Source organism: Methanolacinia petrolearia DSM 11571, from assembly GCF_000147875.1.
GTDB lineage: Archaea > Halobacteriota > Methanomicrobia > Methanomicrobiales > Methanomicrobiaceae > Methanolacinia > Methanolacinia petrolearia.
Map to the genome: position 1 here is coordinate 2,034,007 of NC_014507.1, position 14,022 is coordinate 2,048,028.

Annotated in this window: 21 protein-coding genes and 1 tRNA gene; 15 read left to right on the forward strand and 7 right to left on the reverse strand. The window is 43.7% G+C overall.

What is annotated here, in order from left to right; all coding sequences use genetic code 11:
- Nucleotides 1–87 precede the first annotated feature (87 nt).
- The 7 genes from MPET_RS10200 to MPET_RS10230 all read left to right on the forward strand — a co-directional run bounded on the left by MPET_RS10200 (nucleotide 88) and on the right by MPET_RS10230 (nucleotide 5,162).
- Nucleotides 88–172: transfer RNA gene (locus tag MPET_RS10200), tRNA-Leu, on the forward strand.
- Nucleotides 173–400: 228 nt separating this feature from the next.
- Nucleotides 401–673, forward strand: a complete 273-nt coding sequence (locus tag MPET_RS10205; RefSeq protein ID WP_013329945.1) for a hypothetical protein — start codon at nucleotides 401–403, stop codon at nucleotides 671–673.
- Entirely contained in the window at nucleotides 663–1,016 is a 354-nt protein-coding gene (locus MPET_RS10210) for a hypothetical protein (RefSeq protein ID WP_013329946.1), read from the forward strand. The genes MPET_RS10205 and MPET_RS10210 overlap by 11 nt, the downstream gene beginning before the upstream one ends.
- Nucleotides 1,013–3,838, forward strand: coding sequence for a hypothetical protein (locus MPET_RS10215; RefSeq protein WP_013329947.1), 2,826 nt, complete (start codon nucleotides 1,013–1,015; stop codon nucleotides 3,836–3,838). The genes MPET_RS10210 and MPET_RS10215 overlap by 4 nt, the downstream gene beginning before the upstream one ends.
- Nucleotides 3,839–3,962: 124 nt before the next feature.
- Nucleotides 3,963–4,295, forward strand: a complete 333-nt coding sequence (locus tag MPET_RS10220) for a transcriptional regulator (protein WP_048130821.1) — start codon at nucleotides 3,963–3,965, stop codon at nucleotides 4,293–4,295.
- A gap of 1 nt (nucleotide 4,296) precedes the next feature.
- Nucleotides 4,297–4,827 carry a hypothetical protein gene (locus MPET_RS10225; RefSeq protein WP_013329949.1) on the forward strand — a complete coding sequence of 177 codons (531 nt, stop codon included), beginning with the start codon at nucleotides 4,297–4,299 and terminating at the stop codon, nucleotides 4,825–4,827.
- Between the two features lie 2 nt (nucleotides 4,828–4,829).
- Nucleotides 4,830–5,162: a type II toxin-antitoxin system PemK/MazF family toxin gene (locus tag MPET_RS10230; RefSeq protein WP_013329950.1), complete on the forward strand. Its 333-nt coding sequence runs from the start codon at nucleotides 4,830–4,832 to the stop codon at nucleotides 5,160–5,162.
- 113 nt (nucleotides 5,163–5,275) lie between these two features.
- On the opposite strand, the gene MPET_RS10235 is transcribed toward MPET_RS10230, so the two are convergent.
- A complete protein-coding gene (locus MPET_RS10235) occupies nucleotides 5,276–5,515 on the reverse strand; it encodes a hypothetical protein (protein ID WP_013329951.1) in 240 nt (79 codons plus the stop codon).
- Between the two features lie 149 nt (nucleotides 5,516–5,664).
- Between MPET_RS10235 and MPET_RS15355 the strand changes: the two genes are divergently transcribed.
- On the forward strand, nucleotides 5,665–5,838 hold the full coding sequence (locus MPET_RS15355) for a hypothetical protein (protein WP_013329952.1): 174 nt from the start codon (nucleotides 5,665–5,667) through the stop codon (nucleotides 5,836–5,838).
- Between the two features lie 244 nt (nucleotides 5,839–6,082).
- Here the strand turns inward: MPET_RS15355 and MPET_RS15605 are convergent, their stop codons facing one another.
- From MPET_RS15605 to MPET_RS10245, 5 genes are all read right to left on the reverse strand, one after another.
- Nucleotides 6,083–6,217 (reverse strand): hypothetical protein, encoded by a 135-nt coding sequence (locus MPET_RS15605; protein WP_263640437.1) that lies wholly within the window; start codon nucleotides 6,215–6,217, stop codon nucleotides 6,083–6,085.
- A gap of 54 nt (nucleotides 6,218–6,271) precedes the next feature.
- Nucleotides 6,272–6,394, reverse strand: coding sequence for a hypothetical protein (locus tag MPET_RS15610; RefSeq protein ID WP_263640438.1), 123 nt, complete (start codon nucleotides 6,392–6,394; stop codon nucleotides 6,272–6,274).
- A 48-nt stretch (nucleotides 6,395–6,442) separates the two neighbouring features.
- Nucleotides 6,443–7,120: a hypothetical protein gene (locus MPET_RS10240; RefSeq protein WP_013329954.1), complete on the reverse strand. Its 678-nt coding sequence runs from the start codon at nucleotides 7,118–7,120 to the stop codon at nucleotides 6,443–6,445.
- Nucleotides 7,121–7,458: 338 nt separating this feature from the next.
- Nucleotides 7,459–7,602 carry a hypothetical protein gene (locus MPET_RS15360; RefSeq protein ID WP_187287552.1) on the reverse strand — a complete coding sequence of 48 codons (144 nt, stop codon included), beginning with the start codon at nucleotides 7,600–7,602 and terminating at the stop codon, nucleotides 7,459–7,461.
- A gap of 307 nt (nucleotides 7,603–7,909) precedes the next feature.
- A complete protein-coding gene (locus MPET_RS10245) occupies nucleotides 7,910–9,031 on the reverse strand; it encodes an ORC1-type DNA replication protein (protein ID WP_013329955.1) in 1,122 nt (373 codons plus the stop codon).
- Nucleotides 9,032–9,236: 205 nt separating this feature from the next.
- Here MPET_RS10245 and MPET_RS10250 point away from each other — a divergent pair, with 205 nt between their 5' ends.
- Nucleotides 9,237–9,593: a YnfA family protein gene (locus MPET_RS10250; protein ID WP_048131103.1), complete on the forward strand. Its 357-nt coding sequence runs from the start codon at nucleotides 9,237–9,239 to the stop codon at nucleotides 9,591–9,593.
- Entirely contained in the window at nucleotides 9,590–9,916 is a 327-nt protein-coding gene (locus MPET_RS10255) for a YnfA family protein (RefSeq protein ID WP_013329957.1), read from the forward strand. The genes MPET_RS10250 and MPET_RS10255 overlap by 4 nt, the downstream gene beginning before the upstream one ends.
- Nucleotides 9,917–10,008: 92 nt before the next feature.
- On the opposite strand, the gene MPET_RS10260 is transcribed toward MPET_RS10255, so the two are convergent.
- Nucleotides 10,009–10,239: a hypothetical protein gene (locus MPET_RS10260; protein WP_013329958.1), complete on the reverse strand. Its 231-nt coding sequence runs from the start codon at nucleotides 10,237–10,239 to the stop codon at nucleotides 10,009–10,011.
- A 156-nt stretch (nucleotides 10,240–10,395) separates the two neighbouring features.
- On the opposite strand from MPET_RS10260, the gene MPET_RS10265 reads away from it, so the two are divergent.
- The 5 genes from MPET_RS10265 (at nucleotide 10,396) to MPET_RS10290 (ending at nucleotide 13,958) form a co-directional block, all read left to right on the forward strand.
- Nucleotides 10,396–10,899 carry a hypothetical protein gene (locus tag MPET_RS10265; RefSeq protein WP_013329959.1) on the forward strand — a complete coding sequence of 168 codons (504 nt, stop codon included), beginning with the start codon at nucleotides 10,396–10,398 and terminating at the stop codon, nucleotides 10,897–10,899.
- Nucleotides 10,900–11,446: 547 nt separating this feature from the next.
- A complete protein-coding gene (locus MPET_RS10275) occupies nucleotides 11,447–11,803 on the forward strand; it encodes a DsrE/DsrF/TusD sulfur relay family protein (protein WP_013329960.1) in 357 nt (118 codons plus the stop codon).
- A gap of 11 nt (nucleotides 11,804–11,814) precedes the next feature.
- Entirely contained in the window at nucleotides 11,815–12,042 is a 228-nt protein-coding gene (locus MPET_RS14870) for a sulfurtransferase TusA family protein (protein ID WP_013329961.1), read from the forward strand.
- On the forward strand, nucleotides 12,043–13,089 hold the full coding sequence (gene selD / locus MPET_RS10285) for a selenide, water dikinase SelD (protein WP_013329962.1): 1,047 nt from the start codon (nucleotides 12,043–12,045) through the stop codon (nucleotides 13,087–13,089).
- A gap of 17 nt (nucleotides 13,090–13,106) precedes the next feature.
- Nucleotides 13,107–13,958 carry a methanogenesis marker 8 protein gene (locus MPET_RS10290; RefSeq protein WP_013329963.1) on the forward strand — a complete coding sequence of 284 codons (852 nt, stop codon included), beginning with the start codon at nucleotides 13,107–13,109 and terminating at the stop codon, nucleotides 13,956–13,958.
- Nucleotides 13,959–14,022 lie beyond the last annotated feature (64 nt).

Sequence of the window (14,022 nt, forward strand, 5' to 3'; positions counted from 1 at the left end):
AATTTTTTATTGATAATCAGAAATCCCAAATATATAAAAAGCGACTCTTTATTAAATTTCAACAACTATTTTATTCTGCATTTTTTTGCGAGGGTAGGTAAGCCAGGCCAAAACCGGCGGACTTAAGATCCGTTCTCGCAGGAGTCCATGGGTTCGAATCCCATCCCTCGCATCTAACAAATCCTCTTTCTTATTTTTTCTTCCACTTGGCACTCTTCAACTTTATAACACGCTCATTCCTATCCTGTTCTGGTGCTAAAATCGCACCAGGAACAAACATGAAAGAAATCAATAAACAGACACTCGATCACATCTACGATCCCATAGCAAAGCTAGTCTGGGAGAAATGGATCGCCGAAGGAAAAGCAAAACTCATCGACAATACGCCCGGAGGCGAAACATGTCAAGCTCAGAACAGATAGACGGCAGCCCCCAAAACAAATCGTGCGGGAACACAAATTCGACGGGAACTGCCAACAACTCTTCTACCTCTGAAAACTTAAGCAAAGCGGCCGGGCCCGTCCCCCTCTATCTCCTGCCGCAGACACTCTCACAGGAGATCCACGAATTCGGAGATTCGATCATCGAAGTTAATATACGGAGAACACGCGGCCACAACTATCTTCTCAGGCTGACCGCTTCCGCAAAGGAGGAAAGGGCCGATGAATCCTGAGCCCGGAAAGATCAGCATATGCGGTGACGACTCGCTCCGGATCGAGGCTGGAGGCATGCGTCTCTTTATCACGACAGAAGACGTGAAGAGCCTCATCTTCTACGGCCGAGTAGTCCCGATCTCGAAATCGGTTTGCAGAACCGGAGAGGGAGGGATCACCGAGAGTTTACTATCCATCGAGGGCCACGCTGCGATGAATGCCGGAGGAAAGGCGGTGACCTTCTTCACCACAAACGGCCACTACATCCTCCCGCTCATCTCCCTGCAGAGAGTTGCAAGGGGAGAGGCGGTGTCCGCACCACTCTTCCCCCTGGAATACGATTCACCAGAGGGAAGAAAATGACCGGAGAGATTGAAAAGGCCCTCTCCATTCTTTTTCCCGCGGGAGGAGTTGTCGAGCTCCGGGCTCTTGCCGATTACAACACTCACAGCGGATACTTCGACGACTACGCCGCACTCGCTGAGAAGGCAGACCGGATAAACCGCATCTCCGATGTTCACGGCGTATATGTCACCCTCAACGAAGTCAACCCGGCGCTTCTCTCGCGGAGGGCCAACCGCGTGAAGATGAAGCTCGGGCGAAAGGACGCAACGACTGCCGACGCCGATATCATCCGCCGGCGGTGGCTCCCGGTGGACCTCGACCCAGTCCGGCCGAGCGGGGTTTCATCGACCGACGAGGAACACGAAGCAGCCATTTCGAAGGCGGAGAAGATCGCCGGATTTCTGGAAACCATCGGGTTCCCCCGGCCGGTCCTCGCCGACTCAGGGAACGGGGCCCATCTTCTTTATTCAATCGACCTCCCGAACGAAGACGACGCAACCGCCCTGATCAAAGACTGCCTGACCACGCTTGACGCCCTCTTCTCTGACGATACCGTGACTGTCGATGCAGCGAACTACAACGCGGCCCGGATATGGAAACTCTACGGAACAATTTCCTGTAAGGGCGACAACACTCCCGACCGGCCGCACCGGATGGCAAAGATCATCGAAGCCCCGGAGGAGATTGAAACAGTCCCGGCCGAAAACCTCCGGAGGCTTGCAACCCTTCTCCCGAAAGACCAACCGAAGCCGTCGGCGAAGAACGGAGAAAAAGCAATCAATCTCTCCCGGTGGCTCTCCGATCACGGGATCGCGGTTGCAAGCGAAAGGCCCTGGCAGGGCGGGACACTCTTCGTCCTCGAAGACTGCCCTTTCTCCTCCGCCCACAAGGACGGGGCCTTCGCGATACAGTTCGACAACGGCGCGATCTATGCCGGCTGCCACCACAATTCCTGCGGCGGCGGGAAACAGAGATGGGCCGAACTCCGGGCGATGCACGAGATAAAGAAAGGCAAAAAGGAACGGGCGAAGAAAAGATCGGAACCGCCGGCCCCCTCTTCCCCGGAGAACGAAGAGTCACCGGAGAGAACAAAGGCCATTGAGATCCTACGGACCGGCGACCCGATCGCCTTCATGCTTGACACGTTCAACATCGAGCATGTCGGGGACCGGATCGTCGCCGAATGCCTGATAATGTCGGTCGTCTCACAGTCGGTCCTGAACACGAAGGGCCTGCACGTCTCGATCTCCGGAAACTCCGGCAAGGGAAAGACACACGCCTGCAGCACGATGCTCAACCTCATCCCACCGGCATATCGACTGAAGGGAACAGTCTCGAACAAGGCCCTCTTCTATCATGAAAACCTGCGACCCGGAACCGTGCTGCTCTTCGACGACGTGACAATGTCCGAAGACATCCAGGAGCTCCTCAAGTCGGCGACCGCAAACTTCCGGGAGCAGATCGAGCACCGGACTCTCACCACCGACCGGCAGCTCCGGGTCTGCAAGATCCCCGATCGGTGCGTCTGGTGGCTCGCGAAGGTCGAGAACATCGGCGACGACCAGGTGATGAACCGCATGCTCACCGTCTGGATCGACGACTCCGCCGACGAAGACCGGGCCGTCCTTGAGCACATGAAGAAGGTCGAGGCCGGTGAGATCAAACCGGACGAATCCGCAGCCGAAACCTGCCGGGCCATGTGGGATATCCTCAAGGAAGACTCCCTGAATGTTGCGATCCCGTTTGCGACCCGCATCCAGTTCCTTGCCTCGTCCAACAGGCGGAACCCGGCGATGCTCTTCGACCTCATCAAGTGCCATGCCAGGCTGAACTTCTGCCAGAGGAAGAAAGATGAAGACGGCAGCATCATCGCACAGAAGGAAGATTTCGATTCCGGAAAGAACCTTTACACCAGAATTAACGGGGACACCGGAGGACAGGAAACCAAGCTCACGAGGAATGAAGCGGCCGCACTTTCGGCCGTTGCAAAGGCTGGTATGATATCTTTCTCCGTCCGCCATATCCAGGAGCTGACCGGCCTTTCGTATTACCAGACATACCGGATGTTTCACGGTTACAACTCACGCGGAACGAGTTATGCGGGCCTTCTTGAAAAGTGCCCGGCCCTGACCTGTATCGATACGACTGTGACGCTCGACGAGGACGGCTATTGTGTCCGGAGGCGCGAGAACCATTACACCTTCGATATCGAGATGTATAAGGCATGGATCGGAGGCGGGGATGTCTGGCTCGACGAACCTTTTGACGGTGGAGATAATGACGACGATGACGGGGAGAATGACTCCCCCGATTCTCCCGCCGACCTTTGCAGCATTGCAGCAGATTTACAGCAGGTACGCAAAGGTTGCTGCAAAGATCAAAAATCCGAAATTTTATCCGGATCATCAAAAGAAGATGATAATGTATGTACTAGTACATGTACAGATAGTATTTTGCGTACATCCGCAGGAACACAGAAGGAAGGGAGTGTGTCTCCTTCAAACTGTGACTCTTGCTGTGAATCCGGCGGTGCTGCAAACAAAATCAATCGGGACAATAATTATCATGCGTTTACTAAACTATCAAAGGATATTCCGTCTTTAGGATTGCAAGACTGCTGCAAAACCCTCCACAGCGGGAAAAGTGCTGCAAAGGTCCGGCCACTCCCTGGTGTTCTCGACCACCGCGATTTTGAAAGAGTGAACAAGGAGCTCGGGAAGTGTGATCTCTGCGGAGAGGGCAAGGCCGTTTTTTCTTCGAAGGAGCTGAGGACGAATATCTGCGAGAGATGTTTCGGGAGGCTGTTGAGAGAGGATTTGAAGAAAGAAGGGGTGAGGTGAACCGCACATTTTAAAAAAACTGCCTCGATAATCACATTGATAATTTCTCTCCAGAAATTAATTTAAACTTCAAGTCGTAATTATGATCAACAAACAAATACCTGTTGATGCGGTGTGCGGTAAAATGAAAGAAAAATTTTTGGAAATTGTTAATGAGTCAGGAAATTTGAATTCCAAGTTATTTTCACTTAGCCGGATAAAAATCCTGTGGGCGTTATCAGAACTCGGCGAAGACGGAGCAACAGCAAGGCAGATAAAAAACGGCCTTAATATCGGAAGTGACGGCTCGACATATTCAAATTTAAATGCGCTTGTAGAAATGGGTTACCTGCGGATGGAAAAGGTCAGATTTGAATCAAAAGAAAATCTTGAATTGTATGTACTTACTCCCGCGGGACTTGAAGAGTGGAATAAAATAAAAAACTGGTTCGATATGCTTGTCTGTGAGGGTGAATAAAATGGGAGACTGGAAAAAAGCGATTGCTGTGTTTGAGGAGATGGATTTTTCCTTAGACTGCGATGAATTCGAGGATAAAATAATAGGCCAGAAGACGATATGCCTTCTCCAGTTAAAGGGTATGAACCTGAATTATCCTTATGGAATGTATGTCCGCGGCTCTTACTCTCCGGCATTCACCAAAGATTATTACGATCACAAACAGGAGTTTAAAAGCCTGAGTTCAGGTGCTTCATTATCGGATGAAGAGAAAGCGATGGTAAATACTCTTGATAATCTCTTCCAGAAGAACGCTCCTCTTCTTGAGATCGGTGCAACATATGCCTATATTGTTGAGAAAACGAACAGGTCGTCCGTAGAAGCATTCCGTATTATAAAAGAGACAAAGGGATTTTATCGGGACACACAGATTGCAAAGGGTATTTCAAAGGCAAAGGAATTTTTATTCGAACCAACTGAAAAAGATCTTGAGTGGCTTAAAAAAGAGACCGGGCCGATGCAGCGGGCATCTATTAAATCCATGAGGCATTAGGAATGATATTTCAGGAACCCGGCGAAGTCTGGTTCATTGAACTCGAAAACAGTCGCGGGCACGAACAGTCGGGGACCCGCCCGGCAGTCGTTCTTGCCAAATCTTATGGGATGCATACGGTTGTCCCTTTTACTACATCGGAAAATGCCGCTAATTTCCCCCATACACATATGGTTGAACCCGACTCCCAAAACGGCCTTTTGAGTTTAAGTTTTGCAATGTGTTTTCAGGTTTTATCACTCGATGAAGACAGATTTCTTAGAAAAGCCGGGGTCTTATCCGAAAGTGATCTAAACTGCATAAAGGAACTTTTGAGAGATCTTCTGGATTTATAATCGCCCCTTCAGTTTCGAATCTCCGGAGAATAAAAAATTTTTATGAGACTTACCGTGGCTCTGAAAAAATCGCACCACTGGTGCGAGAAATAGGCTGAAGTTATAATATCAGCCTAAACCCCCTCCTGAATGTGGTCTTCTTTCATCCCTTTCATAAGCGCAACTGCCAAATCATAACTCTCGACGGCGAGACCCGCAAGAAGAGCCTCCTCAGTTGCCATCTCCCTTAGAACCTCTATTCTGGACAAAGCTTCCCACTCGGCACGGTTTTGAGCAACTTCCGCTATTGACGATTTTAGAGATTCGTAGAGAAGTTTTTTATCCGGATCAATAATCGAGGGAATAGACTCCATCACCACCACCTGGGGCCGTCGCCGATCTCTTCGATATATCCAACATTTGATATGAACATTTTTTGTCCCCCCATATACAGCATATTTTACAGTATGTATTACAGTATTGAGCCGCTGGCATATATAATTTACCATGCAAAATATACTGTATGACCGTCGTAGGAAATGGGCGCGTTGTATCTCAGGGAAATGCAAAAACGAAGTATCTAACGATACCCTCTGCATTAGCTACGGATTCAAACTTTCCATTTGAAGAAGGAGAGCAGGTCAAAATCATAATAGACCCACAAAACAAACGCTTAATTGCCGAAAAGATAAGATAATCTCAAAAATGGCAGGAAACAATTTCCCCTGTTGAAAATCTAAAGAGTACATTCATAAAACCTTCATAACTTCATACCGCTCTCCTCGATCACCACGATTTAAAAAGAGTGACTCAAGAGCCTGGGAAGTGCGATCTCTGCGGGAAAAGTAGGGCCTTTTATCTTTGAATGATTTGAGGACGAATTTCTGTGAGGGATGTTTTGGGAAGCTTTTGAGGGAGGAGGGTTAAGAAGATTAAGGGTTTTATTTTGGTTTTTTCCCCTCAGGGGTGTGAGCAGACAAACACCGTTTTTCGGTCCCATTTTTACTCAAAGGCTTAATTTTAATAGGAGTTTTCTTCCCATTTTCTGATTTTTTCCCTTTTTTATCATCAGCCATAATAAGAACTACGAATTATGATTAAAAAAAAGTTTAGAATAATTGTAATACAGATTATCCCAATTTTCTCCCCTTGGGGACTTGAGCACTGTTCTTTACTTTTACCGTTCCTGGACTTACCGGTTTAGCAGTAACAGGAGGAGGAGAATTTTTAGAGGGACTTTTATCTTTTCCCATGATATTGTGTTATAGTTCATAGTATATAAAAAAAAGTCAGAATATAAATTAAAAAAAGGTATTAATGATCAATTTGGAAAAGGTCACAATATCCAATTCTAATAATGAAAGTATTAAAATTCCAAAAATAATCAAGTTTAATAAAATTAAAAATAATGTAATTACATATCCATCTTTTAATATAGAATATGTTTTTCGATTGGAATCATAGGAATCTATTGTGTGATACAAAAAATCAGAAACTATCTGATATTTCTCAACTCTTGATAACTTTTCACGCCTTTCCTCTCCAAACACCGATGGATATTTGTATTCCTTTGGTAATAGAAGGAATAAAAAAATAACAAATGTTAATATAGAAAAAATTAAAAACCAACCGAAAACGTAATAGCTACTATCCAGCATTTCTCTAGTCCCTAAAAAATATAAAAAGACAGTCGTTTGTATAGTTACCAATACAAGAAATATCTGAAAAGATGCAATAATTTTTGAATTTATTAAATTTATATTCAAACCAAACCTATCAAACTGAATTCTTGCTTCTTCAAGAATTAGCGAAGTTCTTTCAAATAGATCATTTTTTTCAAATATTGAGTATATTTCTTCTTCTTCCTCAGAACTGATTTCATCAGGATCTTCAACATCACCGTCTTTTCTTAAACATTTAGATAAACAGGAACCAAATTTATAAACAGATTTTAGGGGATTATTCCCTTTTATTCCCATACAAAGTAATTATATTCAAAAGATATTATTTTTTTTATAACAGTTTGAATGTCAATGAAATTTTAGAACCAATGAACGTCAATTACGATCACACCACCAGGGGATCTCTATTATTAATGAATAAATATGAATAGAGAATTATGTCACAAATAAACTAAGCCTGTGACTAAGGACATTGGTAAAATGAAATAATATAATGTAAATAATAGTGAAGTTCATGAGGAAAGTTGCCCTGAACTCTAAAATGTGCTAAGTAAAAAATATCTTGGCTTCTTCAATGATTATTGATGTCCTTTCATATAGATCTTCTTTTTGCTCATCAGATAATTCTTCTTCAGTCATTTGGATATTACCTCAGGGTTTACGTGACCGTCTCCCTTTGCTTTTTTAATAATAGCCGTCCCATTTTCTTTACCTACAGGCCGAGGATTTACCGGAGGTCTGCTTAGAGGTTTTTTTGGAAGTTTTGCTTTGTCTCCCATACGAGATAAATAAGATCTGATCTGTATTATACGGATTACACAACCGCAAATATAAGCAATAACCGTGATCGGTTTGCGACCCATTTACGATCCATTTGCGATCCAATTGCACCTTGAAAAATTTATAAAATACTTTTCAAAAACTCATAAAATATTCATCAAAATCTTATCAAAACCATTTTTACGCCTTGCTTACGATATCAAATTTCGATCCATTTGCGATCCATTTACAAGGAGTCACAAGTGCTTTCGATGAGGTTACGAGAGAACCCGTAATATATAAAAATTAATTTTGGGCTTAATATTTTCACAAAACCTTCAACACCTCCTCAACCTCATACCTCAATGAAATCTCCCTCGTCTGCCCTCTCCCCTGGAGAGGCGTCAGGGAAATAATCTCCATCGACTCCAGCTTATTCAGCCGTTTGTAAAAGTTGGCAGGCCCCGTTGAAAGCCTTTTATTTAAAACTTCATAGAGAGCTCCGGAGGTCGGCAGCTCTTCACTGTCACGAACCACTTCAGCCAGGACCGCCAGGAATTTTTTCTCCTCCGGAGACAAGCCCCCGATTGCATCCCGTAACCGGATATCCTTCGCAGAGACAGATGTCGATACATCCTCTGCAAGGACTTCCTTCCTTGCCGCCTTCTCAGCATTTGCAACAGATTCTTTTATTATCGTAAGGCCGACACGGAGATCCCCCGCTGTAACCGTTCTTTGAGTAATAAGATCCAGGACCTCACCTGACATCGCCCCCGGATAAAGACCGCAGCGTACTCTCCGGGAAAGGATCTCGCGGACCTCCTCGTAGCCGTAAGCAGGAAAATAAATATCAACGGGCCTGAAGACCGACCAGACCGCAGAATCGACTTTGGTCATAAGGTCGATCTCCATGTTGCTCACGGCCGCAATCACTCCGAGTCTTGCACCCGGAAATTCTTCGTAAAGACGGAGCAGTACATAGAGAATATCATTCAGCCTGTTTTCATACATCAGATAATTCACATCATCGAGACATACGACTGCAACCGTCCGCGAATCCGAAAGGTAATTTCCTATCTCATTGTAGACCTTCCGGAACGCAATCCCGGTGGTCGGCGGATAATGCCCAAAGATCCGGTTGAATATTGAACCGAAGATCGAAACCCGTGTCCGGTCGTTCTTGCAGTTGATATATACAGGCAGGACCCGCTTTGTCGTCTGTTCGATCTCGGAGAAGAGCACCCGGACCGAGGTCGTCTTCCCCGTTCCGGGAAGGCCCCGGAGAACTGAGTTGAACGGTCGGCCCCCGGCCATCGCCGGCCGGATGGCATAGGCCAGTTCGCTGAGCTGCGTATCTCTGAAATTAAACTGCTCCGGTACATGATCTATCTCAAAAATATCGGGGTCCCTGAAGAGAGTCTGGTCCCCCATTAGCAAGTTTCTCTTCATTATTATGAATTTTTATGATGCGTTATAAGCCTGAATTCTGAGTGGCGTGAAAGTGGAAAGTATCAAATTACTCATTTTTGTTTATTCATACTTTCATAACCGGGCCATTGTATATCCCGAATGATGAGAGATAACAGGAAAGACACGTTAATTACATCTGAATAAATACATGAATTTGATGAAGAATACTATCAATCCAAGTATTATGTCCGGAAAAAAGTGCTTTATTTATACGATTCTTCTTTTCATCCTTGCCGGCGTTTTTGAAATTGGCGGGGGATACCTCATCTGGATATGGTTAAGGGAAAACGGAAGTTTGATTTTTGCATTTTTAGGAGCGATAGTCCTGTTTTTATATGGAATCGTACCCACTTTCCAACCCTCCCATTTTCATAGAATATATGCGACTTATGGAGGCATTTTTGTTGTAATGTCGCTTTTATGGGGTTGGATCTTTGATAAAACTCTTCCTGATAGTTACGATTTAATTGGTGCTTTAATAATCCTAATCGGGGTTTCAATTATCTATTACTGGCCGAGAAAGGAGGAATCATTACAATGAACGCAGGAATATCCCTGATACTTTTTTTCCTTGCCGCACTTTTGGAAATCGGAGGCGGATATCTGGTCTGGTTATGGCTAAGGGAAAACAAAGGTGCATTTTTTGGATTGATGGGAGCGATAACACTTGCAATTTATGGAATCATTCCAACCTTACAGGATGCACATTTCGGCAGGGTTTATGCTGCATATGGAGGTATTTTTATTGTTTCATCTTTGTTATGGGGTGCAATTGTCGATAAGAAAAATCCTGACAGGTATGAAATCATAGGGGCACTAATTGCTCTTTCGGGGGTTATTGTTATGTTTTACATCCCGCGCTGAGCGTGTTTTCACCAGGAGGATTTAATATAGAGCACAATATTTTTTATTTAATTCATGACTTCAATGATTGAAGACATCCTCAAAGAAATTCGTCATTGCAAAAACTTCATCAGCACAGCAACAAGACCCCCCGCACCGGCCCCGACACCGGCGGAGATCTGCCGCTCGCGACCTGCCGACTCCGACTTAAAACCTTCGAGGTCGCGGATGCGGTTCTCATGGTCTCCGATAGACTCCTTCATCTCCTCAAGCGTCCTGCAGATCCACTTCACGTCCCGGTTCGTCTCGACGATCATGTCCCTGTTACTCTTCTCTTCTTTCATTGTGCGTTCGTTCACTCCTGCGGATAAATTCGGCAGAAACAGGGATAAATCGAACTGTATCAACTATCTGATACAGTCACGCTAATTACCCAAAAGATCGAGTAATTAAATGCCTGTTCCAGTACCCGGGGAAAAGGCAGGCAGGAGAAAAAACGAATGGCAGATTTCATCGAAACTACCAACACCAAGTCGGCCACTCGTGAGCTTGCAGCCTCCATCGCAGACGTTGCAACTTTCCAGAGTATCATCCAGTCGGTGATCAATGACAACCCCTTCGGCTGCACTGCTTACACTCAGAGCGGTGTGTCGCATGACGGGGTCGAGGTCAACCGCGAGAGTTATACCGCGAAGATCGTCTTCGAGGATAATGCGGCAGAGAAGGTCGGGACTCTTTCCGTCAAGTGTCCCACTGCTTCTTCAATGAACAGTGCTGCCGGCGCAATCCTCGCAGACGCGGATCTTGCCGTTGCCGTTGGCGGTGATCCCGTCCGCGATGCAGAAAGCGATACTTATTCCTGCCAGCTCAAGTGCCATGACGCAAACAGCGAGACCTACTATGTCACCTTCAGTCGCGACAAAGTCAGGATCAGTTCTTACGAGGACGACTCCATCCTGACCGTTGTCGAGACCTGGGCCGACACTGTGGCCGCTCTTGCCTGAACAGAATTTCGAACACCGGGGAGGGAGACTCTTTTCAACTCCCTTTCCGGGGAAAATAAGCTTATTTGGGGCATATTTTAGGTTTTTTTGAGATCGGATTTTACCTGGTTGAGGAGTTGTTCTGGAAGGCGGCATATTTTCGGATATTTTTAGGATTAAAGGCTGATTTACCGTTTTCCACATGGGCCCGCAGAGCCCCTCAAATTTCTCAGACGGTGTTTACCCTGTCTGAACCTGAAATAGTCCATTCTGAGGCTTCTGTGTGGATCGAAAAAAGGGCAATTCGGGCTTTTTTTAAGAGATAGTGCTATAAGAAATTCCATATAAAATAAGGAGAACAAATTATTTTATGAACAATACTTTGAGATCTCATTTAAGTGTTTAAGCTTAATCAATCTAGTTAATTTTCATCAAAAAAAATAATTTATATAATAACTCCAAACCAAAAATTGTGGCATAGGGGGCAGTTATGATTAATGTTTTATAGAGATTTACCTCTACAATTTCATTTTTTGAATCATTAAACCTCCATTGCCCGGAGGAAAAAATGAGTGTAAATCAAAGAATAACCGTAGTCATAGGAGACGCACCCTATGGCAATGAGAGACCATTTTCAGCATTGAGATTTACTGTAGCTGCTCTCATAGAAGAAATGGAAGTAAATATTTTTTTAATTGAGAATGGAGTTTATTTAGGAATAAAAGATCAGGCTCCTTCAGATTACCCTTCTCACGAAAACCTTCTTGTTGAAGCCTATGAAAATGGTGCAAATATAAAAGCCTGTGGACCCTGCTGCAAGGCTCGCGGTTTAACACAGGAATGCCTTTTAGAAGGAATTCAAATGGCAACAATTCATGATTTAGTAGATTTTGTCGTTCAAAGCGAGAAAACAATATTCTTCTAGGAGTTTTATCGATGGTAAAAACTTTAGATGTTACTGGGAAAAGCTGTCCTATACCAGTTCTGGAAACCAAAAAAATGCTTAGATCTATGGCATCAGGAGAGGAATTATTAGTTGTCGTAGATTACCCTCCTTCAAAGGATAACATCATCAGATTCGTAAACCGTGAGAACGATTTGGTTTCAAACGTAACGGAAGAGGATTCAAAAATATTTATATTAATCAAAAAGGGAGGGGATTAAATGAGCGATATCGAAAAAAGAAAATTAACTAGTATTGCACCTTTGTTTGGATGCTCTTGTAAACTTCCTGAAACCGAATTGGAAACTTTGTTAGAAGATATAAACATTAGTTATTCTCCAGAAATCTTATGTCCTGGTGATGACGCTGCTGTCATAAAGATCAATGATGACCTTGCAATTATAAAAACGACAGATTTTTTCACTCCAATTGTAGACGATCCGTATATTCAAGGCAAAATTGCAGCTTGTAATGCAACAAATGACGTTTATGCAATGGGAGCAACCGAAATTGTTGGCGTTTTGGCATTATTAGGTATTCCTCGTGAATTACCTCTAGAAAACGCAAGAATGATGCTCAAAGGATTTCAGGATTTTTGTAACAGCATAGGCACATCCATTGTTGGAGGCCACACGATAATAAATCCCTGGCCTTTTATTGGAGGAGCTGTAACTGCAATATCTTCGCCGGACAAAATAGTTTACCATTCCGGAGCACAACCCGGAGATGTTTTGCTATTGACAAAACCTCTGGGGATACAACCTGCAATGGCATCCACACGTTTATCCAGTGAATATTCTTCAATTATTCAATCCACATTAGATTCGGATATTGTAGCTAATGCTGTAAATTTAGCAATAGAATGTATGACTACATCAAATCTCAACGCCGCTAAAGCAATTAATGAAGTTGGTGCAAATGCCTTGACAGATGTCACGGGTTTTGGACTATACGGGCATGGATTGAATATTGCTAGAAAAAGCAACGTATCTTTGAATATTGATTTAATTCCAATTATTTCTGGAACTTTAGAACTATCGGCTCTTTTTGAACATGGTCTTGAAGAAGGAAAATCAGCCGAGACTGCCGGAGGGTTATTAATGTCAGTTTCAGAGGAAAATTTGGATGAAATTATTCATTCATTAAATAAGTATAATGTCCCGGCTTATGAAATTGGAACTGTTAAAGAAAAAGGAAATGAACACGTTGTCATTGACAATCCTGAAATATTAGAGATTTCATCTCTAAGCGTAAAATTTGAAAGTTGAAACAATGGAGGTGCTTTATGGATAAAAATGATCATATAATCGAGGTCGCAAAAGGTAGAATTCAAATATCCGATGGAGAAGTAACGGTTATTTCGAAACCAAAGATTAAGTCTTGTCCGACATGGCAACGTGTATTAAACATCTCTGGTGAACTAAATGAACCGATTATAAAAGAGATAATCGAAAGAAGAATGGAACTTGGAAAACTCTTCCAACCCGACAGAATACTGGAAAGCGACAATTTAATTTTTTCTTTTGGTGCATCGGAATTACTTTTTTGCGCTCTGAATGAGGGTATAATAGATGCTGCCGTTTTGGTTTGCGATGGCGCAGGAACAATTATTAGTGACAAGCCAAAGGTTGTCCAGGGTGTTGGGGGATGGATGTCAGGAATGATAAAAACAAGCCCGATACCTGAAATAATTAGCCGACTGGAAGATTTGGGTACAATTGTTGTTGATAAAGAAAATGCAATTATTAATCCTCTGTATGGAGTTCAAAAAGCAATTGAAAATGGATATCGCAATATTGCAGTTACAGTAGCTGAAAACGATATTGATCTTATTCCTAAAATTAAGGAATTGGAAAATGGATGCAATATCTCAATTTTATCAATTTGTACAGGAGCAATTTCTAAAAAAGAAGCACAAATTCTTACTCAGGCCGATCTCGTCTGGAGTTGTGCCTCAAAGGAGATAAATGAAGTTGTAGGCCCGGAATCGATTTTTACTACAAGAAGGTGCAAGCCAATTTATGCACTATCAACCAAAGGGAAAAAGATGATTTTGTCTGGTGCATCGCAATATACCAGTCATATGGAATTGTTTGTTACTAGTGAGCCTACAACTCAGCCTTATCCATATATCTAAAAAATTATTTTTAATAAACTCCTTATTATCGGACATCACGTTGCATAACCGCAAAATCAAAATT